At 67.3% G+C, this 24,183-nt stretch carries 12 protein-coding genes and 7 pseudogenes; 11 read left to right on the top strand and 8 right to left on the bottom strand.

Features of this window, described 5'->3' with window-relative positions; translation table 11 throughout:
• Positions 1–30: 30 nt before the first annotated feature.
• From AC0IX7_RS17440 to nagE, 5 genes and pseudogenes are all read left to right on the top strand, one after another.
• Positions 31–1,038, top strand: coding sequence for an SIS domain-containing protein (locus AC0IX7_RS17440; protein WP_471813935.1), 1,008 nt, complete (start codon positions 31–33; stop codon positions 1,036–1,038).
• Positions 1,035–2,185: pseudogene (gene nagA, locus AC0IX7_RS17435) on the top strand (N-acetylglucosamine-6-phosphate deacetylase). Before AC0IX7_RS17440 ends, nagA begins: the two are co-directional and overlap by 4 nt.
• Before the next feature lie 4 nt (positions 2,186–2,189).
• A pseudogene (locus AC0IX7_RS17430) lies at positions 2,190–2,864 on the top strand (glucose PTS transporter subunit IIA); the annotation flags it as partial.
• Positions 2,865–3,039: 175 nt separating this feature from the next.
• Positions 3,040–4,526 (top strand): annotated as a pseudogene (gene ptsP / locus AC0IX7_RS17425) (phosphoenolpyruvate--protein phosphotransferase); the annotation flags it as partial.
• A gap of 258 nt (positions 4,527–4,784) precedes the next feature.
• Positions 4,785–6,503 carry an N-acetylglucosamine-specific PTS transporter subunit IIBC gene (nagE, locus tag AC0IX7_RS17420; protein WP_471813933.1) on the top strand — a complete coding sequence of 573 codons (1,719 nt, stop codon included), beginning with the start codon at positions 4,785–4,787 and terminating at the stop codon, positions 6,501–6,503.
• Positions 6,504–6,563: 60 nt separating this feature from the next.
• On the opposite strand, the gene AC0IX7_RS17415 is transcribed toward nagE, so the two are convergent.
• Entirely contained in the window at positions 6,564–7,244 is a 681-nt protein-coding gene (locus tag AC0IX7_RS17415) for a type 1 glutamine amidotransferase domain-containing protein (RefSeq protein ID WP_471813087.1), read from the bottom strand.
• Between the two features lie 271 nt (positions 7,245–7,515).
• Here AC0IX7_RS17415 and AC0IX7_RS17410 point away from each other — a divergent pair, with 271 nt between their 5' ends.
• Both AC0IX7_RS17410 and AC0IX7_RS17405 read left to right on the top strand, forming a co-directional pair.
• Positions 7,516–8,124: a TetR/AcrR family transcriptional regulator gene (locus tag AC0IX7_RS17410; protein ID WP_471813086.1), complete on the top strand. Its 609-nt coding sequence runs from the start codon at positions 7,516–7,518 to the stop codon at positions 8,122–8,124.
• A gap of 177 nt (positions 8,125–8,301) precedes the next feature.
• Positions 8,302–9,522, top strand: a complete 1,221-nt coding sequence (locus AC0IX7_RS17405; RefSeq protein WP_471813084.1) for a multidrug effflux MFS transporter — start codon at positions 8,302–8,304, stop codon at positions 9,520–9,522.
• A 6-nt stretch (positions 9,523–9,528) separates the two neighbouring features.
• On the opposite strand, the gene AC0IX7_RS17400 is transcribed toward AC0IX7_RS17405, so the two are convergent.
• The 4 genes and pseudogenes from AC0IX7_RS17400 to AC0IX7_RS17385 form a co-directional block, all read right to left on the bottom strand.
• On the bottom strand, positions 9,529–10,941 hold the full coding sequence (locus AC0IX7_RS17400; RefSeq protein ID WP_471813083.1) for an amino acid permease: 1,413 nt from the start codon (positions 10,939–10,941) through the stop codon (positions 9,529–9,531).
• A 15-nt stretch (positions 10,942–10,956) separates the two neighbouring features.
• A complete protein-coding gene (locus AC0IX7_RS17395; RefSeq protein WP_471813082.1) occupies positions 10,957–11,610 on the bottom strand; it encodes a GntR family transcriptional regulator in 654 nt (217 codons plus the stop codon).
• A gap of 63 nt (positions 11,611–11,673) precedes the next feature.
• Entirely contained in the window at positions 11,674–12,672 is a 999-nt protein-coding gene (locus AC0IX7_RS17390) for a 4-hydroxyproline epimerase (protein WP_471813080.1), read from the bottom strand.
• A pseudogene (locus AC0IX7_RS17385) lies at positions 12,672–13,573 on the bottom strand (dihydrodipicolinate synthase family protein). The gene AC0IX7_RS17390 and the pseudogene AC0IX7_RS17385 overlap by 1 nt, the downstream one beginning before the upstream one ends.
• 53 nt (positions 13,574–13,626) lie before the next feature.
• Here AC0IX7_RS17385 and AC0IX7_RS17380 point away from each other — a divergent pair.
• Together AC0IX7_RS17380 and AC0IX7_RS17375 are read left to right on the top strand one after the other, a co-directional pair.
• Positions 13,627–14,808, top strand: a pseudogene (locus tag AC0IX7_RS17380) (NAD(P)/FAD-dependent oxidoreductase); the annotation flags it as partial.
• 85 nt (positions 14,809–14,893) lie between these two features.
• On the top strand, positions 14,894–16,069 hold the full coding sequence (locus tag AC0IX7_RS17375) for a M24 family metallopeptidase (protein WP_471813078.1): 1,176 nt from the start codon (positions 14,894–14,896) through the stop codon (positions 16,067–16,069).
• Between the two features lie 209 nt (positions 16,070–16,278).
• Here AC0IX7_RS17375 and AC0IX7_RS17370 read toward each other — a convergent pair whose 3' ends face one another.
• The 3 genes and pseudogenes from AC0IX7_RS17370 to AC0IX7_RS17360 all read right to left on the bottom strand — a co-directional run bounded on the left by AC0IX7_RS17370 (position 16,279) and on the right by AC0IX7_RS17360 (position 21,365).
• Entirely contained in the window at positions 16,279–17,958 is a 1,680-nt protein-coding gene (locus AC0IX7_RS17370) for a DUF885 domain-containing protein (RefSeq protein WP_471813077.1), read from the bottom strand.
• A gap of 19 nt (positions 17,959–17,977) precedes the next feature.
• Positions 17,978–18,978 (bottom strand): annotated as a pseudogene (locus AC0IX7_RS17365) (Ldh family oxidoreductase).
• A gap of 14 nt (positions 18,979–18,992) precedes the next feature.
• Positions 18,993–21,365: a beta-L-arabinofuranosidase domain-containing protein gene (locus AC0IX7_RS17360; RefSeq protein ID WP_471813076.1), complete on the bottom strand. Its 2,373-nt coding sequence runs from the start codon at positions 21,363–21,365 to the stop codon at positions 18,993–18,995.
• A gap of 93 nt (positions 21,366–21,458) precedes the next feature.
• Here AC0IX7_RS17360 and AC0IX7_RS17355 point away from each other — a divergent pair, with 93 nt between their 5' ends.
• Together AC0IX7_RS17355 and AC0IX7_RS17350 are read left to right on the top strand one after the other, a co-directional pair.
• Positions 21,459–21,605, top strand: coding sequence for a hypothetical protein (locus AC0IX7_RS17355; protein ID WP_471813999.1), 147 nt, complete (start codon positions 21,459–21,461; stop codon positions 21,603–21,605).
• A gap of 52 nt (positions 21,606–21,657) precedes the next feature.
• Positions 21,658–24,051: pseudogene (locus AC0IX7_RS17350) on the top strand (DUF5695 domain-containing protein); the annotation flags it as partial.
• Positions 24,052–24,183: the final 132 nt, after the last annotated feature.

Below are 24,183 nucleotides of genomic sequence, written 5' to 3'. Positions count from 1 at the left end.
GAGATTACTACTGCGTCGACGCCGACGCTGATGTTCAGCGAAGCCGCCGAAGCTGCCGACGCCGTTGCGCGGTTGCTCGCCGCCAACCGCGAGGCGCTGACGGCACTTGGCGAACGCCTCCGCGCCGCGCCGCCAGCCGTGGTCGTGACGTGCGCGCGCGGGTCGTCGGATCATGCAGCAACCTATGGAAAATACCTGATCGAGACGCTGCTCGGCGTGCCGGTCGCGTCGGCCGCCCCGTCGGTGTCGTCGGTCTATGCCGCACCGATGGCGCCCGGCACCGCACTGGTGATCGCGGTGTCGCAGAGCGGTCGCAGCCCCGATCTGCTCGCCACCGTGTCCGCCTATCAGGCAGCCGGTGCGCATGTCGTCGCGTTCGTCAACGACGAGACGTCGCCGCTCGCCGAGATGGCCGACACGATGATCGCGCTGAAGGCGGGGCCGGAGAAATCTGTCGCGGCGACCAAGTCCTATATCTGCGCGCTCGCGGCGTTCGCGGCGCTGACCGCGGCCTGGTCGCAGAACGACGCGCTGACCAAGGCGATCGACACGTTGCCCGACATGCTGGCGCTCGCGTTCGGCGCGAACTGGACGTCGGTGGTCGATGCGCTGGCGGACGCCAACAACCTGTTCGTGATCGGTCGCGGCTATGGCTACGGCATCGCGCAGGAAGCGGCGTTGAAGCTCAAGGAGACCTGCGCGCTTCATGCCGAGGCGTTCAGCGCCGCCGAAGTCCGCCACGGGCCTATGGCGATCGTCAACGACGGCTTCCCGGTGATCGCGTTCGCCACCTCCGACACCGCCGGCGATGGCGTGCGCGAAGCCGCAGCCGAGTTTGCCGCACGTGGCGCCCGCGTCTGCCTCGCCGATGCGAAGGCGAATGGCGAAACCGCCCCCGCCGCCTACACCGCGCATCCGGCGATCGAGCCGATCCTCATGATCCAGAGCTTCTACCGCATGGCCAATGCCCTCTCGCTGCGTCGCGGGCTCAACCCCGACGCGCCGCTGCATCTCAGCAAGGTGACGAAGACGGTATGAGCGAGACCCAGTTTCATGTCGTCAACGGCACCGTCGTCACGCGCGACGGCCTGCTGAACGGTGCGACGATCCGCGTCGTCGGTGACCGGATCGCGTTGATCACCCCGCTCGAGCGGATCGCGTCCGAGGCGATCGACCTTGGCGGCGGCTGGCTCGTCCCCGGGTTCATCGACACGCAGGTCAACGGCGGCGGCGGCGTGCTGCTGAACGACCAGCCGACCGTCGAGGGCATCGCCGCGATCGGCGCCGCGCATGTCCCCTATGGCACGACCGCGTTCATGCCGACGCTGATCAGCGACACGCCCGAGGTGATCGAGGCGACGCTCGACGCGATGGACGCGGCGATCCTCGCCGGTGTTCCCGGTGTGGTCGGCGCGCATATCGAGGGCCCGTGGATCAATCCGTCGCGCAAAGGGATCCACGATCCGGCCAAGTTCCGGCTGCTCGACGATGCGATGATCGAACTGCTGATCCGTCCGCGCAAGGGTCGCGTGATGGTGACGCTGGCCCCCGAGCTGACCGACGCGGCGTCGATCGCGCGGCTGGTCGCAGGCGGCGTGATCGTCAGCGCGGGCCATACCGACGCCGACTACGAGACGATCGTCGACGCGGTCGGCGCGGGCCTCAGCGGGATCACGCATCTGTTCAACGCGATGTCGCCGCTGCTCCACCGCGCGCCGGGCGTAGTCGGCGCCGCGCTCGACGATCGCCAAGTCTATTGCGGACTGATCGCCGATGGATTGCACGTCCACGACGCCGCGCTGCGTCTCGCGCTCAACGCACGACCAAATGACCGGCTGATGCTGGTCAGCGACGCGATGCCGTCGGTCGGCGCGGTCGACAAGGATTTCCGCCTGCAAGGGCGCCTGATCCATGTCGAGGACGGCAAATGCTTCGGCGAGGATGGGACGCTGGCCGGCTCCGATCTCGACATGGCCGGCGCGGTCCGCAATTTCGTCGTGCGGACTCATACCGATGTCGCAACCGCGGTGGCGATGGCGGCGACCAACCCCGCTGCCTTCCTCGGCCTCGGCCATGAGCGCGGTGCGCTCGCCCCGGCTTGCGCGCCGACTGGGTCGCCCTCACCGCCGACCTGATGCCCGCGGGCACTTGGATCGGCGGCCAACTGGTCGCAGGCAGGACGTAAAGCCATGAAGCCTATCATCCTGACGTCGCCCCTCCAGGGCTGGGCATCGCCTCTCGAGGCGGTCCCCGACCCGGTCTTCGCCGAACGGATGATGGGCGACGGGATCGCCGTCGATCCGACCGGCGACTGCCTGCACGCGCCGTGCGATGCGGTCGTGCTGAGCGTCCACGCAAGCGGCCATGCGATCACGCTGCGTACCCCTGAGGGCGCCGAGATCCTGATGCATATCGGCCTCGACACGGTGGCGCTCGGCGGGCGCGGGTTCACCCCGTGCGTGGTCGAGGGCGCGACGGTGCAACGGCTCGATCCGTTGATCCGCTTCGATCTCGACCTGCTGGTCTGCGAGGCGCGGGCGGTGATTACGCCGGTGATCGTCACCAACCCCGAGCGCTTCACGATCGTCCGCCGCGAGACCGACCGACTGGTCGGCGTCGGCGAGGCGATGATGACGCTGGAGCCGCGCGATTCAGCCGATGTGGCCGTGGTCGAGGGCGACACCGTCCGTCGTACGATCGTCGTGCCGCTGGTCCACGGCATCCACGCCCGCCCCGCCGCTCGTATCGGCGAGACAGCGCGGAAGTTCGTCTCCGACGTGGCGATCCACAAGGATGAGCGCGACGGCAATGTCCGCAGTCCCGTCGCGCTGATGGCGCTGGGCGTTAAGCTCGGCGACGAGATCACGATCGCGGCCACTGGCCCAGACGCGGCGGACGCGCTCGCGGCGATCGGCGACCTGATCCTCGGCGGCATGGGCGAGAAAGCGGAAGCGGGCGGAAACGTATCCGCCGCATCCGCCTCCACTCCCGTGTTCCCCGCGAAAGCGGGGGCCCAGGAGCCACGAATGACAGCGCTGCTTGCTCCTGGGCCCCCGCTTTCGCGGGCGAACAGGAGTTGCGGGCGCGAAGGTTTTGACTCTACCCGCCGACGGCCGCCTCCCCGGCGTCACCGCATCTCCCGGAATCGCGATCGGCCAGGCCGGGCTCTTCCGCCTCGCCGAGATCGCCGTGACGCGCGAAGGAGCGGACGCGACCACCGAACGCGCCGCACTCGATGCGGCGCTCGCCACCGTCACCACGCGCCTCGCCACCAAATCGGCGACCGCGACCGGCGCCGAGCGCGCGATCCTCACCGCGCATACTTCCCTGCTCGATGACCCGACCCTGACCGCCGCCGCATATGCCGCGATCGCGCAAGGCGACAGCGCCGCCTACGCCTGGCGCACCGCGATCCGCGCCCAAGCCGACGCGCTCCACGCAACCGGCGACGCCCGCCTCGCCGAACGCGCCGACGACATGCTCGATCTCGAACGCCAGGTGCTCCGCGCGCTCGCCGGCGAAGACCTCGACGAGCGGCTGAGCTTCCCGCCCGGCACGATCCTGCTAGCGGACGACCTGCTACCCTCGCACCTGCTCGGCCTCGACACCGCGTCGATCGTCGGCTTCTGCGTCGAGCGCGGCGGGCCGACCTCGCACGTGGCGATCCTCGCCGCGACGATGGGGTTGCCAGCCCTCGTCGCAATCGGCCCGGCGCTTGCCGAGATCGCCGCCGGCACGCCGCTGATCCTCGACGCCGGCGCAGGCCTGCTTCACGTCGCCCCCGATGCCGAGACGCTGGCGACCGCGCAAACCGCATACGACGTCCAGACCGAACGCCGCCGCGCCGCGCTCGCCAACGCCGCGCGCGAATGCCGCACACAGGACGGCGTGCGGATCGAAGCGTTCGCCAATCTCGGCTCGGCCGACGATGCCGAGGCCGCGGTCCGTAACGGCGCCGAAGGCTGCGGCCTGCTCCGCACCGAATTCCTGTTCCTCGAACGCGACAGCGCGCCCAGCGTCGAGGAACAGACCGCCGACTACCAGCGCATCGCCGACACGCTCGACGGTCGCCCGCTGATCGTCCGCCTGCTCGACATCGGCGGCGACAAGCCCGCCCCTACCTCCCGATCGCAGCGGAAGAGAACCCGGCGCTCGGCCTGCGCGGCATCCGGGTCGGCCTAGCCCACCCCGAGATGCTCGACGCACAGCTGCGCGCGATCCTCGCGGTCCGCCCCGCCGGCCAGTGCCGCATCATGGTCCCGATGATCGCAAGCCTCGCCGAACTCCGCGCAGTTCGCAAAGCACTCGACGCCGCAGCCGCCGCGATCGGGCATACGGAGCACGTCGCGCTCGGCATCATGATCGAGACGCCCGCCGCCGCGATCACAGCCGACCTGCTGGCGAGCGAAGCCGACTTCCTCTCGATCGGCACCAACGACCTCACGCAATACGCGCTCGCGATGGACCGCGGCAATCCGGCGGTCGCGAGCGATCTCGACGGTCTCCACCCCGCTGTCCTCCGCCTGATCGCGCGGACCTGCGAAGGCGGTGCGGTCCACGGCAAATGGACCGGCGTGTGCGGCAGATCTCGCCTCCGATCCGCTCGCCGTACCGATCCTGATCGGCCTCGGCGTCACCGAATTGTCGTCCGCGCCCGCACTCGTCCCCGAGATCAAGGCGCTGGTCGCGACCCTCACGATCGACGCCTGCCGCGCGCATGCCGCCGCGGCGATGAACTGCATCTCAGCCGCGGACGTGCGAACGCTCGCTCGGGAGTTCCGCCCATGAAGTCGCTGCTCGAAGCCCTCCAGCCACTCGGCCGCGCGCTCATGCTGCCGATCGCGGTGCTCCCCGTCGCCGGCCTGCTGCTGCGCCTGGGCCAGCCCGACCTGCTCGACATCGCGGTGCTCAGCGCCGCCGGCGACGCGATCTTCTCGCACCTCGGCTTGCTCTTCGCGATCGGCGTCGCCACCGGTTTCGCCCGTGACGGCAACGGCGCCGCCTGTCTCGCAGGCGTGGTCTGCTACCTCGTCACCACCCAAGGCGCGCAAGCCCTGATGACCGTCCCCGCCGACGCGCTGAAAGGGCTGACCGGCGACACGATCGCGCTCGCCACCGCGGCTTGGAAAGCCAAGGCGATCGCCCGCCTCGACGTACCGATCGGCATCCTCTCCGGGCTGATCGGCGGCAGTTTCTACAACCGCTTCTCGGCGATCGCGCTCCCCGAATATCTCGCCTTCTTCGGTGGACGCCGGTTCGTCCCGATCGTCAGCGGCGTCGCGGGCCTCGTGCTCGGCATCGTCGTCGGCCTCGGCTTCGGCGCGCTCAGCACCGGCATCGACGGCCTCAGCTACGGGATCAGCGGCGCGGGCGGGTTCGGCCTGTTTATGTTCGGCCTGCTCAACCGCCTGCTGCTCGTCACCGGGCTACACCATCTGCTCAACAACATCGTCTGGTTCGTCGCCGGCGATTACCAGGGTACCACAGGCGACCTGCGGCGCTTCTTCGCAGGCGATCCGACCGCGGGCGCGTTCATGGCCGGGTTCTTCCCGGTGATGATGTTCGGCCTGCCCGCCGCGTGTCTGGCGATGTACCACGCCGCGCTGCCCGAACGCCGGAAAGCGGTCGGCGGCATGCTGCTCAGCCTCGCACTCACCTCGATGCTGACCGGCGTGACCGAGCCGATCGAGTTCAGCTTCATGTTCCTCGCGCCGGTGCTCTACGCGATCCACGCGGTCCTGACCGGCGTGTCGATGGCGTTGATGGATGCGCTCGGCGTGAAGCTCGGCTTCGGCTTCTCCGCCGGGCTGTTCGATTACGTGCTGAACTACGGCAAGGCGACCAAGCCGCTGCTGCTGTTCCCGATCGGCCTCGCCTACGCCGCGATCTACTACGTCCTGTTCCGCACCGTCATCAAACGCCTCGACCTCCCGACGCCGGGCCGCGAGCGCGACGCTCCCGTGGCAGCGGCAACGGTCGCCAAGAGCGAACGCGGTGCAGCGTTTGCCGAAGCGCTGGGCGGCGCCGCCAGCCTCACCAGCGTTGGCGCATGCACGACCCGGCTCCGGCTGATCGTCGTGAACCAGAAACACGTCGACGAGGCCCGACTCAAGGCGCTCGGCGCACGCGGCCTGATCCGCCCGTCCGCCAACGCGCTCCAGATCGTCCTCGGTCCGATCGCCGACTCGGTCGCGGTCGAGATTCGCGACGCGATCGCAGCGCCGAGCGGGGCGACAACCGCGCCCCCTCCCGCAGAGCTGGCACCGGTCGCAACCAACGACATCCGGCTCACCCCCGCCACCGTCGCCGCACTCGGCGGCGCGGACAATCTGGAGGCGGCAAGCCAGCACGGCACCCGGCTTCGGATTCGCCTGAAGGATGTCGACCGCGCCTCGACACCCGCGCTGGAAGCACTGGGCATCCACGCGATCGCCCGCCCGGCGCCAGGCCTGCTCCACCTGCTGCTGGCCGGGGACGCCGACGCGGCGATCATCGCGGTCTGACCGCACACTCTGTCGGCATCCCCGATCCGCGGGATGCCGACAGAATCTACCGCCCGGCGCTCAGGCGGCGAGTGCGTCCAGCAGCGCCCGCGCGGCCGCGGCGGACGAGCCGGGATTCTGCCCGGTGATGAGCAGCCCGTCCTGCACCACGTACGATCCCCAATCGGGGCCCCGCGAATAGACGCCACCTTTGGCCGTCAGTTCGTCCTCGACGAGGAACGGCACCACGTCGGTCAAGCCGACCGCGTCTTCTTCCGAATTGGCGAACCCCGTCACTTTCTTGCCCTCGACCAGCGGCCGTCCGTCGGCGGTCTTCACGTGACGCAGGACGCCCGGCGCGTGGCAGACGAGCGCTACCGGCTTGCCGGCCGCCAGCGTGGTTTCGATGAGGTCGATCGAAATGGCGTCCTCGGCCAGGTCCCAGAGCGGACCGTGCCCACCGGGATAGAACACGGTGTCGAAGTCGGTCGCCGAGACGTCCGCGAGTTTCACGGTGCTGGCCAACGCCGCCTTGGCCTCGTCATCCGCTTCGAAACGGCGCGTGTCGTCGGTCTGGCTGTCGGGCTCGTTGCTCTTGGGATCGAGCGGCGGCTGCCCGCCCTTGGGCGACGCCAGCGTGATCTCGGCGCCGGCGTCCTTGAAGATGTAATAGGGCGCCGCGAGCTCCTCGAGCCAGAAGCCCGTCTTGCGGCCGGTGTCGCCGAGTGTGTCGTGCGACGTGAGTATCATCAGGATCTTCATGCGATGTCCTTCCATATCTTGGAGCGGCCAAGAACCGGGCAAACCAGGAAACGGTCGCGAATGGCTCCCAACGTTGCATCGATGGGAACAGCTTCGCCTCGCCGAGTAACGCCGATGGGTGACACTTAGACATCACTAGACCGGTCGTCTAGTAAAAATATTGGGCGCCATGGTTTTGAGATTTACGATATCGGGGCGCCATCACCGAAAGCCGCTACCTACATGCCTAACATCACTAGACGATCGGTCTACGCATCTATAAGGAAAGGTCATGCCGCCAGCAGCACCCGAACCCGATTCTCGGTCGACGATCCTGGCGACGGGCCAGCGGATCATGAGCCGCAAGGGCTTTTCCGCCGTCGGCCTCACCGAGATCCTGAAGGACGCGGGCGTCCCGAAGGGGTCCTTCTACCATTATTTCGCCTCGAAGGACGCGTTCGGCGAGGCCATGCTCTCGGCCTATTTCGAGGACTATCATGGCGACATGGACGTGCTGTTCGCCAAGCCCGGCCTGACCGCGGCGGAGCGGCTGATGCTGTATTTCGCGGCGTGGCGAGAGACCCAGGGAGCGTTCGACTGCCAAGGCCGCTGCCTGGCCGTGAAGCTCGGTGCCGAAGTCGCCGATCTGTCCGAGCCGATGCGCCTAGCCCTGAAGGCCGGGACGACCGGCATCGTCGCGCGCATGGCCGGGGCAATCGAGGCCGGCGTGGCGGACCGCTCGCTCTGCGTTACCGAGCCCCCGGCCGAACTCGCCGCCTCGCTCTATCACCTGTGGCTCGGCGCCAGCGTGATGGTCAAGATCGTCCGCACACAGGCACCATTCGAGACCGCACTCAGGGCGACTCGGCAGTTACTGGGCATGACCCTCCCGCTTCGGTAGGCGCGCGCTGCCTCGGTAAAGGTCGCGCGGTGGGCTTCGGTGGCGATCGACCCGCGCACCGGACCCGCCAGCCGGAACCCCCACCCGGAACCTATGCTCGCGATGCGTCATTCACATGGCCTTCCCGACATTTGCGACCTAGGCCAACCCGATGACCGAAAAAACTGCCGCCCCTTGATGAAACCCGGCGAATTCGTCGCCTTCGTCGCGGCGTTGATGGCGGTCAACGCGCTCGGCGTCGACCTGATGCTGCCGGCGCTCGCGGATATCGGCCATCAGCTCGGCATCGCCACCGCCAACCACCGGCAATGGATCATCACCGCTTACATGCTCGGGTTCGGCGCCGGCCAGCTCGTCTACGGTCCGTTGGCGGATCGCTATGGGCGCAAGCCGATCCTGCTGCTCACGCTCGCCGGGTTCGTCGCAGCCAGCATCTTCGCCGCCGGATCGCAGACCTTCGCCGCATTGCTCGGCGCGCGGGTTCTCCAGGGGCTGATGTCAGCCTCCACGCGCGTGCTCGCGGTCGCGATCGTTCGCGACCGCTATTCGAGGCGCCAGATGGCCCGCACGCTGTCGGTCGCACAGATGATCTTCTTCCTCGTGCCGATCATGGCCCCCAGCCTCGGGCAGGTCTTGCTGGCGATCGGTCCGTGGCGCTTCATCTTCTATGCCCTGGCCGGATTTGCGGCGCTGGTGCTCGCCTGGTCCGCGAGCCGGCTCGGCGAAACGCTGCCGGTCGATCGCCGGACGCCCTTGTCGCTCGGTGCGCTTCGCCATGCCTATACGCTGACGCTGACGAACAGGTTCTCGGCGGGCTACGCGGTCGCCGCCTCGATGACCTTCGGCGGTATCATCGCCTTCGTATCGTCGGCCCAGCAGATCTTCGTCGACCAGTTTCACGCCGGCGAGCGCTTCACCATCCTGTTCGCGGTCTGCGCCTTTTCGATGGGGTGCGCATCGTTCGCCAACAGCCGGCTGGTCGAGCGCCTGGGGACGCGACTGATCTCGCAAGCCGCGGTACTCGCGCTGATCGGCCTGTCGGTGCTGCATATCGGCGTGATCGCGACGGGGCTGGAATCGCTCTGGACCTACATGCTGTTCCAGGCGCTGAGCATGACGTGCATCGGCCTGTGCGGTTCCAATTTCGGCGCCATGGCGATGGAGCCGGTAGGCCACATTGCCGGGACCGCCTCGTCGATCCAGGGTTTCATCACCAGCGTCGGCGCGGTGATCGTCGGATCGCTGATCGGGCAATCCTACAACGGCACCACCTATCCCCTGGCGATCGGCTATCTGGCGATCGGCCTGGGCGTCCTGGCGGTCGTGTACGCAGTCGAAGGCGGTAAACTCTTCCGCGCACGCCACGCCGGGGGTGAAACGCCCGCGTCCCAGACCTGAGTATCCTTACGCCTCGGCAAGCCCCACGGCACTCTTCCGCCGACCGTAAACGAAATAGAGCGCCAGGCCGGCGGCATTCCAGATCACGAAGCGCACGAGCGTCGACGTCGGCAGGCTCGCGAGCAGATACAGGCAGCCGAGCACCGTCACCGTACCGACCACGTACGCCGCCGGGCAGCGGAACAGGCGGGGCAGTTGCGGCGCGATCCGGCGCAGGACCATCAGGCACACGCCGACCGAGATGAACGCGATCAGCGTGCCCGCATTGGCGAGCTCGGCGATCTCGTCGAGCCGGAAGAACCCCGCAACCGCCGCGATCGAAAGCCCGGTCAGCAGCGTGATCAGCGTCGGCGATCCGGTCCGCTTGCTGACCTTGGCGAGGCGTCGCGGCAACAGGCCGTCGCGCGCCATCACGAAGAAGATCCGGCTCTGTCCGTACATCATCACCAGGATCACCGACGGCAACGCGATCACCGCCGCCAGCGCGATCACCTGCGCCGCGAACGGCTGGCTCAACTGGCGCAGCACCAAGGCGAGCGGTTCGGGCGAATTGGCGAGCTGCGTGAACGGCAGCGCGCCGATCGCGCTGACCGCGACGGCCATGTAGATCACCGTGCAGACCAGCATCGAGCCGACGATGCCGATCGTCAGGTCGCGCTTGGGGTTCTTGGTTTCTTCCGCCGAGGTCGCGACCGCGTCGAAGCCGTAGAACGCGAAGAACACGATCGCCGCCGCCGCCATCACGCCGCGCTTGTGCCCATCGAGTTCGGTCGAGCCGAAACCGTAGGGCATGAACGGGTGCAGGTTATCGGCCTTGAACGCAGGCGCCGCGTAGATGACGAAGACGGTCAGCGCGACCAGCTTGATCAGCACCAGCACGATGTTGAGCGTCGCGCTCTGCCGCGTGCCGAGGATCAGCATCCCCATCACCGCCAATGACACCAGCACCGCGGGCATGTTGACGAGGCCACCGCCATGCGGCCCGACCAGCAGCGCGTGCGGCAGGTGAACCCCCGCCGCCTCGATCCAGCCGACCAGATAGCCCGACCAGCCGACCGCGACGGTCGAGCAGGCCAGCGAATATTCGAGGATCAGGCTCCAGCCGACCACCCAGGCGATACCCTCGCCGAGCGCCGTATAGCTGAAGGTATAGGCGCTGCCCGCCGCCGGGATCAGCGTCGCGAGTTCGGTATAGGCGAGTGCCGCGCACGCGCAGATCACGCCGCAGATCACGAAGGCCAGGATAACGCCCGGCCCCGCGCGCTCGGCCCCGACGCCGACCAGCGTGTAGATCCCGGTGCCGACGATCGCGCCGACACCGAGCGCGATCAGATGCGGCCAGCTCAGCGTCTTGGCGAGGCTGTGTTCCTGGCCATGGGCAGACGATTCGAACGATTTACGCGGTCCAAACATGCCCATCCCCGGTTGTGATCGTTATTCGCGCGCTGATGCGAACTGGAAGCGCAGATCGGTCAGCGTCGATTGAATATGGCTGGTCAGCAGCGTCAGCATGCGATCGTCGTCGCGCGCGAGCCATGCATCGAGCAGCTGGCGATGTTCCAGATGCGCGCGGTCCTCGCGCCCCGCCGGCCGCAGATGCGCGACGACGTAGCGCTCGGCGAGGATCGCCAGCCGCTCGACCATCTGCGTGGTCAGCAGGCGACGGCCCGGCCGGACCAAAGCGGTGTGGAACACGCGGTTGCGGATCGCGACTTCGGCCAGCCGCTCGCTCGCCGCACTGTCGAGTTCCTCGAAGGCGAGGATCGCGGTCGCCCTATCCGCGTCGTTGGCGACGGTCGAGGCATAGGCCGCGGCCTGCGGCTCGATGCTCAGGCGGAGCGCGAAGATGTCGTCCGCTTCGTCCGCCGACATCGGTTGGACCGAATAGCCGCGGTTGGCGTGGCTGGTCAGCAGTCCCTCCTGCTCCAGCCGCGCCAGTGCCTCGCGCAAGGGGATCTTGCTGACCCCGAGTTCGGTCGCGAGCGCATCCTGCCGGATCGCGCTATGCCCGGCGAGCTTGCCCGTGACGATCTGTTCGCGGACGATCTCGAACACCTGCTCGGACAGGGTGCGGACGACGATACTCATAGACGGTTGGCTCCGGGGGCAGAATTGCTGCACCGGCATAGCCTACACTTCATGAGAAATGGCTCATGAAACTTGGAAACCGTTCCAGAAACGATCGTCGCGATCGATCCAGATCGTGTTGAACCCGGTCGCTATCGCCGATCCCTCGATCGACGGGATGATCGCGGGGGTGTCACCGAGCGACGTTTCCGCCTCGACGCGGCCGATGAAGCGGCTGCCGATATAACTCTCGTGGACGAACCTGTCGCCGACCGACAAGCGGCCCTTATCCGCAAGATGCGCCAGCCGTGCCGAGGTCCCCGTACCGCACGGGCTGCGATCGATCGCCTTGTCGCCGTAGAATACCGCATTGCGACCGTCGGCGCCGTCTCCGCGTGGCACGTCCGCCCACAGCACATGACTGACACCACGGATCGTCGGGTCGAGCGGATGGACCGGCTCGAACTGTGCGCGCACTGCCTCGCGAACGCGTCCGCTGAGCGCGATGATCTCCGCCGCGCCGAGGTCGTCGAGCCCGGCATAGCGCCCCTGCGGCTCGACGATCGCGTAGTAATTGCCGCCGTATGCGACGTCGATGCTGAGCGCACCGATCCCCTCGATGTCGACCTCGATCCCGCGCGCCGCGACATACGCCGGCACGTTGGTGATCCGCACCGACGTCACTTTCGCGCCCTCGGCCTCATAGGCAACGTCGATCACGCCCGCGGGCACCTCGATCCGCAACCGGCCCGGCACGGCCGGCTGGATCAGCCCGTGTTCGAGCCCGAACGTCACCATCCCGATCGTGCCGTGCCCGCACATCGGCAGGCACCCGCTCGTCTCGATGAACAGGATGCCGATATCGGTATCGTCGCGCGTCGGCGGGTAGAGGAACCCGCCCGACATCATGTCGTGCCCACGCGGTTCGAAACAGAGCCCGGTGCGGATCCAGTCGAACCGCGTCATGAAGTCCTGCCGCCGCTCCGACATCGACGCGCCCTTCAGCAACGGCGCCCCGCCCGCGACGAGGCGGACCGGATTGCCGGCGGTGTGGCCGTCGATGCAGAAGAAGGTGTGCCGCATCAGTTCGAGAGAGTTGGGCGCGTCGCCGCAGCCTTCTCGACCATCGCGATCACCTCGGCGCGCCGTTCGCCGATCAGCGGATAGCGTGGCGGCAGAACGCGTTCCGAACCACGGCCCATGACCTGCTCGGCGAGCTTGATCGACTGCACCAGGTCATGCTCGGCATCGAGGTGGAGCAACGGCATGAACCAGCGATAGATCTCCATCGCCTTGGCATGATCGCCGCGCGCGAACGCGTTGACCAGCTCGACCGATTCCGCGGAAACGCATTGGTGAGCCCGGAGACCCAGCCCTGCGCGCCCAGATACAGCCCCTCCAGCGCAACGTCGTCGAGCCCCGCGAACAGCACGTAGCGATCGCCGAACGCGGTCTTCACGTCGGTGAAGCGCCGCGTGTCCAGGGCCGATTCCTTGACCGCGACGATGTTCGCGACATCGACCAGCGCGGCGAGCACGTCGTTGTCGATCAGCGTGCGATACGCTGGCGGGTTGTTATAGAGCATGATCGGCAGGCCGACCTGCTCCGCCACGCCCTTGAAATGCGCGACGAGTTCATGCGGCTTGGGCACATAGACCATCGGCGGCAACAGCATCAGGCCATCCGCACCGGCCTTTTCGGCGGCCTGTGCATAGCGCACCGCGCGCCGCGTATCATATTCCGATACACCGGTGATGACCGGCACGCGGCCGTCGACCGCCTCGACGATCGCGGTCAGTACCTCGACCTTTTCCTCATACTCGAACGAGTTGTTCTCGCCGACCGTGCCGAGCGCGATCACTCCGGTCACGCCGTCGCGGATCAGGTCGTCGACGACCCGTTGCGTATCGGCGAGATCGACCGTCATATCCTCACGGATCTGAGTCGTTACGGCCGGAAATACACCCTTCCACTCGACAGACATTCGGTATCGACCTTCCTGCGTTTCAATATATATACCGTATACGAAAGTGATTGATGCGGTGCAACAGGAGAAATGGGTTGGAAACGGTCAAGCCCACGATCGGGATAGTCGGCGGCGGCGTGGTCGGCCTGTGCTGCGCCGTCGCTCTGCTCGATCGCGGATATGGCGCGAGTGTGTTCGAACGCGACGCCGATTACAACGCCGCATCCTGGGGCAATGCCGGGCACATCGCGGTCGAACAGGTCGAGCCGCTTGCGTCGCCAAGCGCGCTTAAATCCGTACCGGGTCGCCTGTTCAGCGCGGGTGGGGCGCTCGGGCTGCCACCGTCGATGGCGCGACGCTGGCTGCCGTTTGCCGCGCGGCTGGTCGCGGCGTCGACACCGGCGAAGTTCGCGGCGGGAACGGCTGCGCTGACGCCGTTGCTGGCTGGCGCGATGCCGGCGTGGCGCGATCTGGTCGCGGCGATCTGCGCACCGGATCTGTTGCGCGAGAATGGGCATATCCTGGTCTGGGATTCGGCCGCGAGCGCACGGACAGGCCGGCAGCGCTGGTCGCGAACCGCGATCGGAACGGCGCGGATCGTCGATGCCGAGCCCGAACTGCTGCGCCGGCTAGGCTTCCTCGCCGATCCGGTCGGCGGTGCGATCCGCTTTACCGGCAGCGGCCAGATCGCCGATCTTCGCCGGCTCGCGACGACACTCGAAGCCGCGGTCGAGGCGCGCGGCGGTCGAATCGCCCGCGGAGGCGTGCACCTGATCGACGACGGCGGGCGGATCGTCGTAGCCGGGCACGATGTCGATCAGGTGCTGGTGACCGCCGGGGTCCGGTCCCGCGATCTGCTCGAACCGCTCGGCTACCGCGTGCCGATGATCGCCGAGCGCGGTTATCACATCCGCGCCCGCGCCGATGGCTGGCCCGCCGACCTGCCCCCGATCGTGTTCGAGGACTGTTCGATGATCGTCACACGCTATGCCGCTTGCGTCCAGGCGGCGAGTTTCGTCGAACTCGGCGATCCCGACGGCCCGCCCGATCCGCGCAAATGGGAGCGGCTGGAACATCATGTCCGCACGCTCGGCCTGCCGATCGAGGGGCCGTTCACGCGCTGGATGGGATCGCGCCCTACCCTGCCCGACTATCTCCCCGCGATCGGCCGCTCGACGCATCACGCAAATCTCGCTTATGCGTTCGGCCATCAACATCTCGGGCTCACGCTGGCACCGGTGACCGCGACGCTCGTCGCGGCGATGTTGGCAGGAGAAACTCCGGCGGTGGCGCTCACGCCGTTCGACCTCGACCGTTTCGGCAAAAAGGACCTCACGCATGACCATCGGCGGATCTTCCATAGCCGACGAACTCGCGACCATCGTCCCCTGGGCGGACCCCGCGCCGCGCATCACGTCGACCGAGCGCACCACGCGGCTGGACAAGGCGCGCGCGCTCACCGAGGCGGCGGGTGCCGACGCCCTGCTGATCGGCGCCGGGGCGAGCTTGCGCTATTTCACGGGCATCCCGTGGGGCGCGACCGAGCGGCTCGTCGCGCTGTTGCTTCCGGTAAAGGGCCAGCCGATCCTGATCTGCCCGCACTTCGAACAGGGCTCGCTTGAGGCAGCGGTAGAGATCGACGCCGACCTCCGCCTCTGGGAAGAGGACGAGAGCCCGTACGCGCTGGTCGCCGATGCCGTCAGCGGCAAGCTGCTACTCGATCCGCAGCTTCCGTACGGCATGGCGACCGGGCTTGCCGCCACGGGTCTCGAACTTGGCGATGGCGCTTCGGTGATCGACGCTTGCCGGATGATAAAGAGCCCGGCAGAGATCGCGCTTCTCCGCCAAGCCAAGGCGATGACACTCGAAGTCCAGCGCCGCGCCGCGCGCATCCTCCAGCCCGGCATCGCGGCCAGCGCCGTGATCCGCTTTATCGACGAGGCGCACCGCGCGATCGGCTCCTCCGGCTCGTATTTCTGCGCGGTGCAGTTCGGCCGCGCGACTGCCTTCCCGCACGGCATCCCCGGCGACCAGCTGCTCGAGGAGAACCAACTCGTGCTGATCGACACCGGCTGCCAGGTCGAAGGCTATCATTCCGACATCACGCGGACCTACGCGTTCGGCCAGGTCGGCGACGAGGCCCGCGCGATCTGGGACATCGAGCACGAAGCGCAAGCCGCCGCGTTCGCCGCGGTGAAGCCCGGCGTACCCTGTGAAGCGATCGACACCGCCGCCCGCGTCGTACTGGAGAAAGCCGGTCTCGGCCCCGACTACCGCCTCCCCGGCCTGCCGCACCGCACCGGCCACGGTATCGGCCTGTCGATCCACGAACCCGCCTATCTGGTCCGCGGCGACCGCACGCCACTGGCGCCCGGCATGTGCTTCTCGAACGAACCGATGATCGTCGTCCCCGACCGCTTCGGTATCCGGCTGGAAGATCACTTCCACGTCACCGAAACAGGCGCCGCTTGGTTCACCGAACCTCAACCCTCGATCGACCGCCCGTTCGGCTAAACGAATACACGATCCTCCCCGCCAGGGAGGTGGCTGGCGCTTGCCAGACGGAGGGGAGGTAAGAGCAACCGTCGTTCCGTGCCCTCCCCTCCGACGCCTACGGCGCCACCTCCCTGGCGGGGAGGACTTGAGGTTCGCCCGCCCTCACTCCTCGTCGGGATACGGCCCCTTGCCGCCCGCCGCGATCAACTCATCCGTCCGCGCCTCGATCACCGGCACCGGCACCGATCCCATCTCCAGCATCGCGTCGTGGAACGCGCGGATGTTGAACTTCGCCCCAGCTTGTCCTGCGCCTGGTTCCGCGCAGTCTGGAACGCGATCTGGCCCATGTAATAGGACAGCGCCTGCCCCGGCCACGCGATGTAGCGATCGACCTCGGTCTCGATCTCGTGGTTCGACAGCGCGGTATTGTCGTGCAGATAGTCCTGCGCCTGCTTCCGGCTCCAGCCCTTGGCATGGATGCCGGTATCGACCACCAGCCGCGCCGCGCGCCATGCCTGGTAGCTCAGCATCCCGAACAGATCGTACGGCGTCTCGTACATCCCCATGTCCTCGCCGAGCGTCTCGCAATACAGCGCCCAGCCTTCGCCATAGACCGACAGATAGGTGTCGCGCCGGAATGCCGGCAGGGTCTTGTTCTCGGACGCGAGCGGCATCTGGAACGCGTGTCCCGGTGCGCTCTCATGCAGCGTCAGCGCGACCTGCGAATAGAAGGGCCGCGACGGCAGGTCGTAGGTGTTGACCAGATAGATGCCCGGCCCGCCGCGCCCGCCGGTATAGAACGGTGCGATGTCGGCCGGCACCGGCTTGATTGCGAACCGGCTGCGCGGCAGATGCCCGAACCACTGCGACGCCTTGCCGTCGAACGTCTTGGCGATCCACGCCGCGCGGTAGAGCAGCTCGTTCGGCGTCTTCGGATAGAATTGCGGATCGGTCCGCAGGTGGTTGAAGAATGCCTGCAGATCACCCTGGAACTTCACGCTGCGCATCACGCCGTCCATCCGGCCGCGAGATCTTGGCGATCTCGGCGAGGCCGAGCGCGTGGATCTGTTCGGGCGTGATATCCTGCGTCGTGTATTCGCGGATTTTCGACAGGTAATAGGCCTTGCCGTCGGGCAGGTCGTACGCCGCCAGCCCTCGCGGGCATGCGGGATATACTCGGCGCGCAGGAACTTCAGCAGCGTCGCATAGGCCGGCACGACCGCCTGCGAGATCGCCGCCGTCCCCTCCGCCCTGAGCGCAGCCTGATCGGCGGCGGGGATCGTCGACGGGAAGGTCTTGAACGGTTCGTAGAAAGGCGAGTCCTGCGGCGTCTTCGCCTCGGCGACCTGCGCAACGCCGTTGTCGCGGCCCGTCAAAGTCACGCGCGACGGCGTGAACCCGCGCGCGAGCCCGGCGCGCATGTTGCCGGTCTGCTGGTCGAAATAGCGCGGGATTTGGCGCATCACCGCGATATAGTCGCGATAGTCCTTCACCGACTTGAAATTGCCGCGCGCACTCTCGGCGACATCGCCCCAGAAGCTCGTATCCGCGGTCAGCGGCTTCTCGTAATCGTGGAAGCGCTGCTCAGCGAGCAGCGCGTCGATCTGCTGCGCATAGACCGCGTAGTTGATGCGATTGGCAGGCGACAGGCTGGCCGGCGCGATCGCAGCGAGTTGCCGCGCCGTGTCGGTCCAGCGCGCGAGCCGCTCGGCCTGTGCCTTGGGGCCGACATCGGGAAGGCGCGGTGCGGCGGTCGGGTTGTCCTCGCCCTGCGCGAACTGGAGTTGCCGCCACGCATATTCCGACGTGTAGAGCGCCTTGAACCGCGCATCCGCGGACGTCGCAGCCGCCGCCTTCGGAGTCCTTGAAGGCGCCGCCCCCACAGCCGTCGAACCCAGCGCGAGCAACAGGATAAAGCCTTCATCGTCATTCTCCTGGAACCAGCGCCATGATGTCGCGGTACAGGGCGGCGGGTATCACCACACCCTCGGTCAGACTGCGCGCCCGCGCGGCGTAACGTCGCTGCGACGGCAGGCGAGCGCCCTGCCCCTCGATCGCCGCGAACATCGCTTCGGCCCGCGCGAGGTGCTCGGCAACCGCATCGCCGAGGAACCCGGCAGGATCGATCGCGATGATCAGTTCACCCCCGATCGGCGATCCGCCACGCGCAGCATCGGCCTCCAGCGATTCCCGGCTCGTCATGTCGCCGATCAGCGGCCCCGCGAGCAACTCGACCATCGCTGCCAGCGCCGAGCCCTTATGCCCGCCGAACGTCCGCATCGCGCCGTTCAGCACCGCCGCCGCGTCGGTCGTCGGCTGGCCATCCGCATCATAGCCCCAGTCGTCGGGCACAGCCTTCCCCGCGCGCCGATGCAGTTCGATTTCCCCACGCGCAACCGCACTCGTCGCAAAATCGAACACAAACGGATGCCCACCAGGCCGCGGCCAGCCGAACGCGATCGGATTGGTCCCGAACACCGGCTGCGTTCCCCCGCCGGCGCGACCCAGGCGTGGCTGGGCGTCACCGCCAGCGCGACCAGCCCCTCCTCCGCCAGCGCCTCGACCTCTGACCACAACGCCGCGAAATGTACGACATTGTTCAGCGCCAGCGCAGCAATCCCATACCCCCGCGCCTTCACCGCCAGTCGCTGCCGGCCCCGTTCGAACGCGAGTTGCGCGAACCCGCCGCCGCCATCGACGCGCACCAGCGCCGGCGACGGTTCGGTGACCACCGGCTGGGCATCGACTGCCACGACACCCTTGACGATACTGTTCGCCGCGACCAGCAACCGGTAGATGCCGTGGCTCGCACAACCGTCGCGCTCTCCCGCGACCATCGTCTCCGCGACCGCCTCGGCATGCGAACGCGACAGGCCGGCGCCGAGCAGCACTGCCCGCGCGAGCCCCCGTACCTCGTCGAGCGTCATCCGCACGTCGTCGCTCACGCTGCCACACCCGGCTTGGCGGTGACCATTCGCACCCCGAACACCGGCCCCGCGGACGAGCGGTCATGCGGCACGAACCGCACCTTCACGCTCGCCTTGCCCTTGGTGAGCCCGATCGGCAGCGGATAGTCGACATCGAAGAACTTGCCAGGCTGGTCAGCCTCGAGATGCTGCGTCGCCACCTTCACGTTATCCACGAGTATGTCGAAATCGCGTGCGCGCTCGTCGCCCCAATAGGTCGCCTGCAACACCAGCGGCCCGGCGCGCGTCTTCATCGCGAACTCGAAATACCCGCCCGACCGCGCATCGCGCCCGTTCCGCCCGCGATAGCTGACCGGATAGGAGATTTCCGACGTCAGCGCATGATCACGCTCGGGCTGCATCTCGCCCAGATGCATCACGTCGACCGATCGTGCCGCGATATCCTTCAGCCGCGCCTGCTCGGTCAGGAACGCCGCCTCCTCGGTCTTCCACGCCGCCTCGCTGAAGCGCTTGAAATACACCGCGCTGCGCCGGTCATGCTGGCTGTAGAACGGCACGAAATTCAGGTCCGCAGGACGGATAATCCCCTTGGTCGCGTAGGTCGCGCGATCAGGTGCCGTCGGCGTGAACGCGGCGAGCAGGTCCGCGCCGACCATCGCCGGATCGGCCTGCTCCCATTTCGCCTCGGTCGAGCCGAGATCGGCCGCCATCACCATCGGCCCGCGCAGCACGGCGACCGTGTCGACGTCGCCCGGCGCACTCTCCAGCCGCAGGTCGAGCGGCACGGTGATCGCGACGACATCGCCCACCTTCCACCGCCGCTCGACGATCGCGTAGCCCTTAGCCAGCACCGGCTCGACCGCCGCGCCATTGACCGTCACCGTCGCGCGCCCGTTCGCCCAGCCCGGCACGCGCAACGCGATCGGAAACCGCCCCGGCCTGGCCAGCTTGGTCAGCGTAAGCCGCGATTCCGGCTCGAACGGATAGCGCGTGTCGAGCGTCAGCACCGCGCCCCTGGTCCGCCAGCGCGCCTCCGCCGGGATGTAGAGATTGACCAGCAGCGTGCCGTCGCCCTCCCAGAAGATCGCCTCGCCGTGCTTGGCATGGCTCTCCATCCCGCTGCCGACACAGCACCAGAACGCATCGTCCTTCGCCGTCGAATACTCGCGCACCGAGCCGGTCATCAGCGGCGTCATATAGCTGAACCCCGCCGTCTTCGGGTTCTGCGCCGCCATCACATGGTTCAGATGCGCGCGCTCGTAATAATCGAACAGCACGCCGTCCGGCTGCCAGCCATACAGATGCTGCGTCAGCTTGAGCATGTTGTAGCTGTTGCAATGCTCGCACGTCTGCTCGGTGATGTGGTTCGCGATCGTATCGGGCCCGGAGAAATACTCGCGGTCGGCATTGCCGCCGATCACATAGCTGTGATGCTGCGTGACGGTCTTCCAGAAGAACCGCGCGGCGTTGGCGGGCGCGGGCTTGCCGTTCAGTTCATGGATCCGCGCGAGCCCGATCAGCTTCGGCACCTGCGTATTGGCATGGAAGTTCGCCAGCTTGTCCTCGCCCGCGACCATCGGATCGAGCATCTTCCGATCGTACAGCCGCTCCGCGACATCGAGCCATTGCTTGTTCCCGGTCCGCGCGGACAGCTCGGCATAGCTCTCGTTCAGCCCACCATATTCGCACCCGAGCAGCGTCTGCATCTGCGCATCGTCGAGCGCCGCGAACACCTTCGCGAAATACGTCGCCAACCCCGTCGCGACGGTCAGCGCCTGCGTGTTGCCCCATGCGGCATGCACGTCGAGCAGCCCCGCGAACACCTTGTGCACGGTATACAGCGGCGACCACGATCCGTTCAGATCGAACCCGCCCGACTTGATCTCGCCGCGCATCACCTCGGGGAAGATCTCCTCGCCGTCGACGATTGTGCCGTCCTTCCGCTTGCGCCCGAGCGCGCCGACATAGCCCGTCCCGCGCTTAGCCTGCGCCCGCGCCAGTTCGGCGACGATATAATCTGCGCGAGTACGGCACTCCGCATCGCCGGTCTGCGCGTGCATCAGCACAAGCGCGGTCAGGTAATGGCCGAGCGTATGGCCGGCGATCGTGTCGCTTTCCCATCCGCCATAGATTGGCGCCTTCGCGGGCAGCCCGGCATAGGCCATGAAATTGTGCAGAAACCGGTCCGCGCTCAGCCGCAGCAGATACGCGCGATTGACCTGGACCGCGGTCGCGTAGGCGGACGGGAGCAGCCGCACCGCCGACAGCGGCAGCGGTTTCGCGCTAGCCGGCAGCGTTCCGGCGCCCTTGCCAAACGCCTGTTCGCCCACTGACAACAGCGCCGCCGCCGTAGTTCCCATCAATACGTCCCGGCGGTTTGCGAACATCTTTATCTCCATTCGGATATCGTATACTATACGTCCGACAGAGCAGCGCAAGTGACACTTTATCCTAACCTTTGACCCCGAGCGAGCAACGCCATGACAGCCTTCCGCCTCCTGACGCTGCTCCTGGCAACGACCACGACGCTGCCCGGCGATGCGCAGACCAAGCCCGCCAAGCCCAGTTACCGCCCGATCGCGCAGACAGTGATTCTGCACCCCCGCTTTCCGCCTCGCGCTCCGTAGCGATACGCAGACGCTCGCCCGCCTCTCGCCCGCCGCCGAGCCCGGCTTCGACTTCGTCCCCGGCGCCCGCGAGGCCGAGCGCGCAGGCGACGGCTATGTCCATATCGGCGACATCCACCTCCGCGTGCGGCCACCCGGCGGCGCATGGACCGACTTCGCCTCCGCGCAGCATCGCAAAGCCATCCGCCGCCTGCCTGCGACCGGCACGACGCTCGCCGCCGCGGACATCACCACCTCGCTCGGCACCGCCAGCCCGTTGCGCGTCGAGCGCCGCTGGATCGACGACCAAGGCGTCCTTGCGCTCCGCTTCACGCTGACCAACACGACGAGTACCCCCGTCGAGATCGGCGCGCTCGGCCTGCCGATGGTGTTCGACAATATCATCACGGACCGCAGCCTCGAACAGGCGCACGCGCAGGCGAGCTTCGTCGACCCCTATATCGGCCGCGACGCCGGCTACCTCCAGGTCACCCGCCTCAACGGCGCCAGCCCCGCGCTGCTCGTCCTCCCCGAAAAGGGCACGCCGCTCGAAGCCTATCGTCCGATCCTCGAAGCGGGCAAGGCACCGGCGGGCGACATCTTCACCGATCGCAGCAAGCGCGGCCAGACCTCCGAAGGCTTCTACGACTGGACCGTCGCCAGCAAAGCCTTTGCCGAGAAGGAATGGGCCAAGGCGGGAGCACAATGGAACACGCCGACCAGCTTCACGCTCGCCCCCGGCGCAGCGCGCACGATCGGCGTCCGCTTCGTCACCGCGCCGTCGATCGCCGCGATCGAGGACACGCTCGTTGCCAACCACCGCCCGGTCGCGGTCGGCATCCCCGGTTATGTCGTCCCGACCGACCAAGATGCGTCGCTGTTCATCAAGACCCCGCAACCGATCGCCAAGGTCGAAAGCCTGCCCGCTGGCGCGCTCACCGCAACGCCGATCGTTGGCCCGAAAGGCTGGGCCCGCTACACCGTCCGCAGCAAAGGCTGGGGCCGCGCGACGCTCGCAATCACCTATGCCGACGGCAGCGTCCAGGCGGTCAGCTATTACATCACCAAGCCGCTCGACCAGGCGATGGCCGACCTCGGCCGCTTCTCGACGACGCAACAATGGTACGAGGACAAGGCCGACCCGTTCGGCCGCAACCCCGCGATCCTCACCTATGACCGCGAGGCCGGCAAGGTGGTCACGCAGGACCCGCGCGTCTGGATCTCGGGCATGAGCGACGAGGGCGGCGCGGGTAGCTGGGTCGCGGCGATTTCGAAACAGCTCGACAACCCCGACCCCGCCGAGATCGCCAAGCTCCAACGCCTCGTCGACGAGACGATCCAGGGCGACCTGCAAGTCCCTGACGGCCCGCATGCTGGGGCAGTGCGGAAAAGCCTGTTCTACTACGACCCCGCCGCGCATCCCGGCTATTACGACTCGACCGTCGACTGGAAGACCTGGACCTCGTGGTCGAAGAAGGACGCCGGCGATCTCGGTCGCGCGTACAATTATCCGCACGTCGCGATCGGTCACTGGGTGCTGTACCGCGTCGCGCGCAACCACCCCGGTCTCGTCACCGCGCATCCGTGGCGCTGGTATCTCGACCACGCCTACCAGACGACCACCGCTATGATGCGCGACGCGCCCTATTACACGCAGTTCGGGCTGATGGAGGGCGACGTGTTCGTCGACATCTTGCGAGATCTGAAGCGCGAAGGGCTGACCGCCGAAGCGACCGAGATGGAGCGCCTGATGAAGCAGCGCGCCGATCACTGGCGGACACTGCGCTATCCGTTCGGCAGCGAGATGGCGTGGGATTCGACCGGCCAGCCCGAGGTCTACGCGTGGATGCGCTATTTCGGCTATCAGCCACAGGCCGACATAACGCGCCAAGTCATCTTGGCCTATGATCCGACGATCCCGAGCTGGGGCTATAACGGCAACGCGCGCCGCTATTGGGACTTCCTGTACGGAGGCAAATGCCCCCGGATCGAGCGCCAGCTTCACCATTACGGCTCGACACTAAACGCCGTCCCGCTGTTCGACGCCTACCGCGCAGACCCAACCGACCTGCGGCTGCTGCGCATCGCATACGGCGGCATGATGGGCGGCATCACCAACATCGACCGCGACGGCTTCTCCTCCGCCGCGTTCCACTCGGCGCCCGACATGATGAAGTGGGACCCGTATAGCGGCGACTACGGCATGGGCTTCTACGGCCACGCGATCACCGCCGCGAGTTATCTGGTGAACGATCCGACCTTCGGCTGGCTCGGGTTCGGCGGCAATATCGACCAACCGGAGGGTGCGGTGAGCATCGCCCCGAAGGACGGCGCCCGCACCCGCCTGTTCATCGCACCCGCCGGATTATGGATCACGCTAGAGGCCGGCAAGATCGCGCGCGCGACGTTTGTGCCGGCGACGGGGGCGATCACGCTGACACTCGATGCGGCGACTAAGATCAATCCGGTAGCCCGTGTCTTCGTAGAGACGACGACCAAACCGGCCGCCCGTACACCGCAAAGGGAGCGCACATCGAACGCGGCGGCTACCCCGTTCCGCTGGGATCGGCTCCGAGCGAACTCACCCTGTCACCCAGTT

This window comes from Sphingomonas sp. AC411, from assembly GCF_979253035.1.
This window is presented reverse-complemented; position numbering and strand designations above follow the sequence as displayed.

Bases quoted from the DNA above. Each gene is read 5' to 3' on its own strand.
- AC0IX7_RS17440 (WP_471813935.1), top strand. From the start codon at position 31: ATGTTCAGCGAAGCCGCCGAAGCTGCCGACGCCGTTGCGCGGTTGCTC.
- AC0IX7_RS17395 (WP_471813082.1), bottom strand. From the start codon at position 11,610: ATGAGTATCGTCGTCCGCACCCTGTCCGAGCAGGTGTTCGAGATCGTC.
- AC0IX7_RS17405 (WP_471813084.1), top strand. From the start codon at position 8,302: ATGAAACCCGGCGAATTCGTCGCCTTCGTCGCGGCGTTGATGGCGGTC.
- AC0IX7_RS17390 (WP_471813080.1), bottom strand. From the start codon at position 12,672: ATGCGGCACACCTTCTTCTGCATCGACGGCCACACCGCCGGCAATCCG.
- AC0IX7_RS17400 (WP_471813083.1), bottom strand. From the start codon at position 10,941: ATGGGCATGTTTGGACCGCGTAAATCGTTCGAATCGTCTGCCCATGGC.
- AC0IX7_RS17415 (WP_471813087.1), bottom strand. From the start codon at position 7,244: ATGAAGATCCTGATGATACTCACGTCGCACGACACACTCGGCGACACC.
- AC0IX7_RS17410 (WP_471813086.1), top strand. From the start codon at position 7,516: ATGCCGCCAGCAGCACCCGAACCCGATTCTCGGTCGACGATCCTGGCG.
- AC0IX7_RS17355 (WP_471813999.1), top strand. From the start codon at position 21,459: ATGACAGCCTTCCGCCTCCTGACGCTGCTCCTGGCAACGACCACGACG.
- AC0IX7_RS17360 (WP_471813076.1), bottom strand. From the start codon at position 21,365: ATGTTCGCAAACCGCCGGGACGTATTGATGGGAACTACGGCGGCGGCG.
- AC0IX7_RS17375 (WP_471813078.1), top strand. From the start codon at position 14,894: ATGACCATCGGCGGATCTTCCATAGCCGACGAACTCGCGACCATCGTC.
- nagE (WP_471813933.1), top strand. From the start codon at position 4,785: ATGAAGTCGCTGCTCGAAGCCCTCCAGCCACTCGGCCGCGCGCTCATG.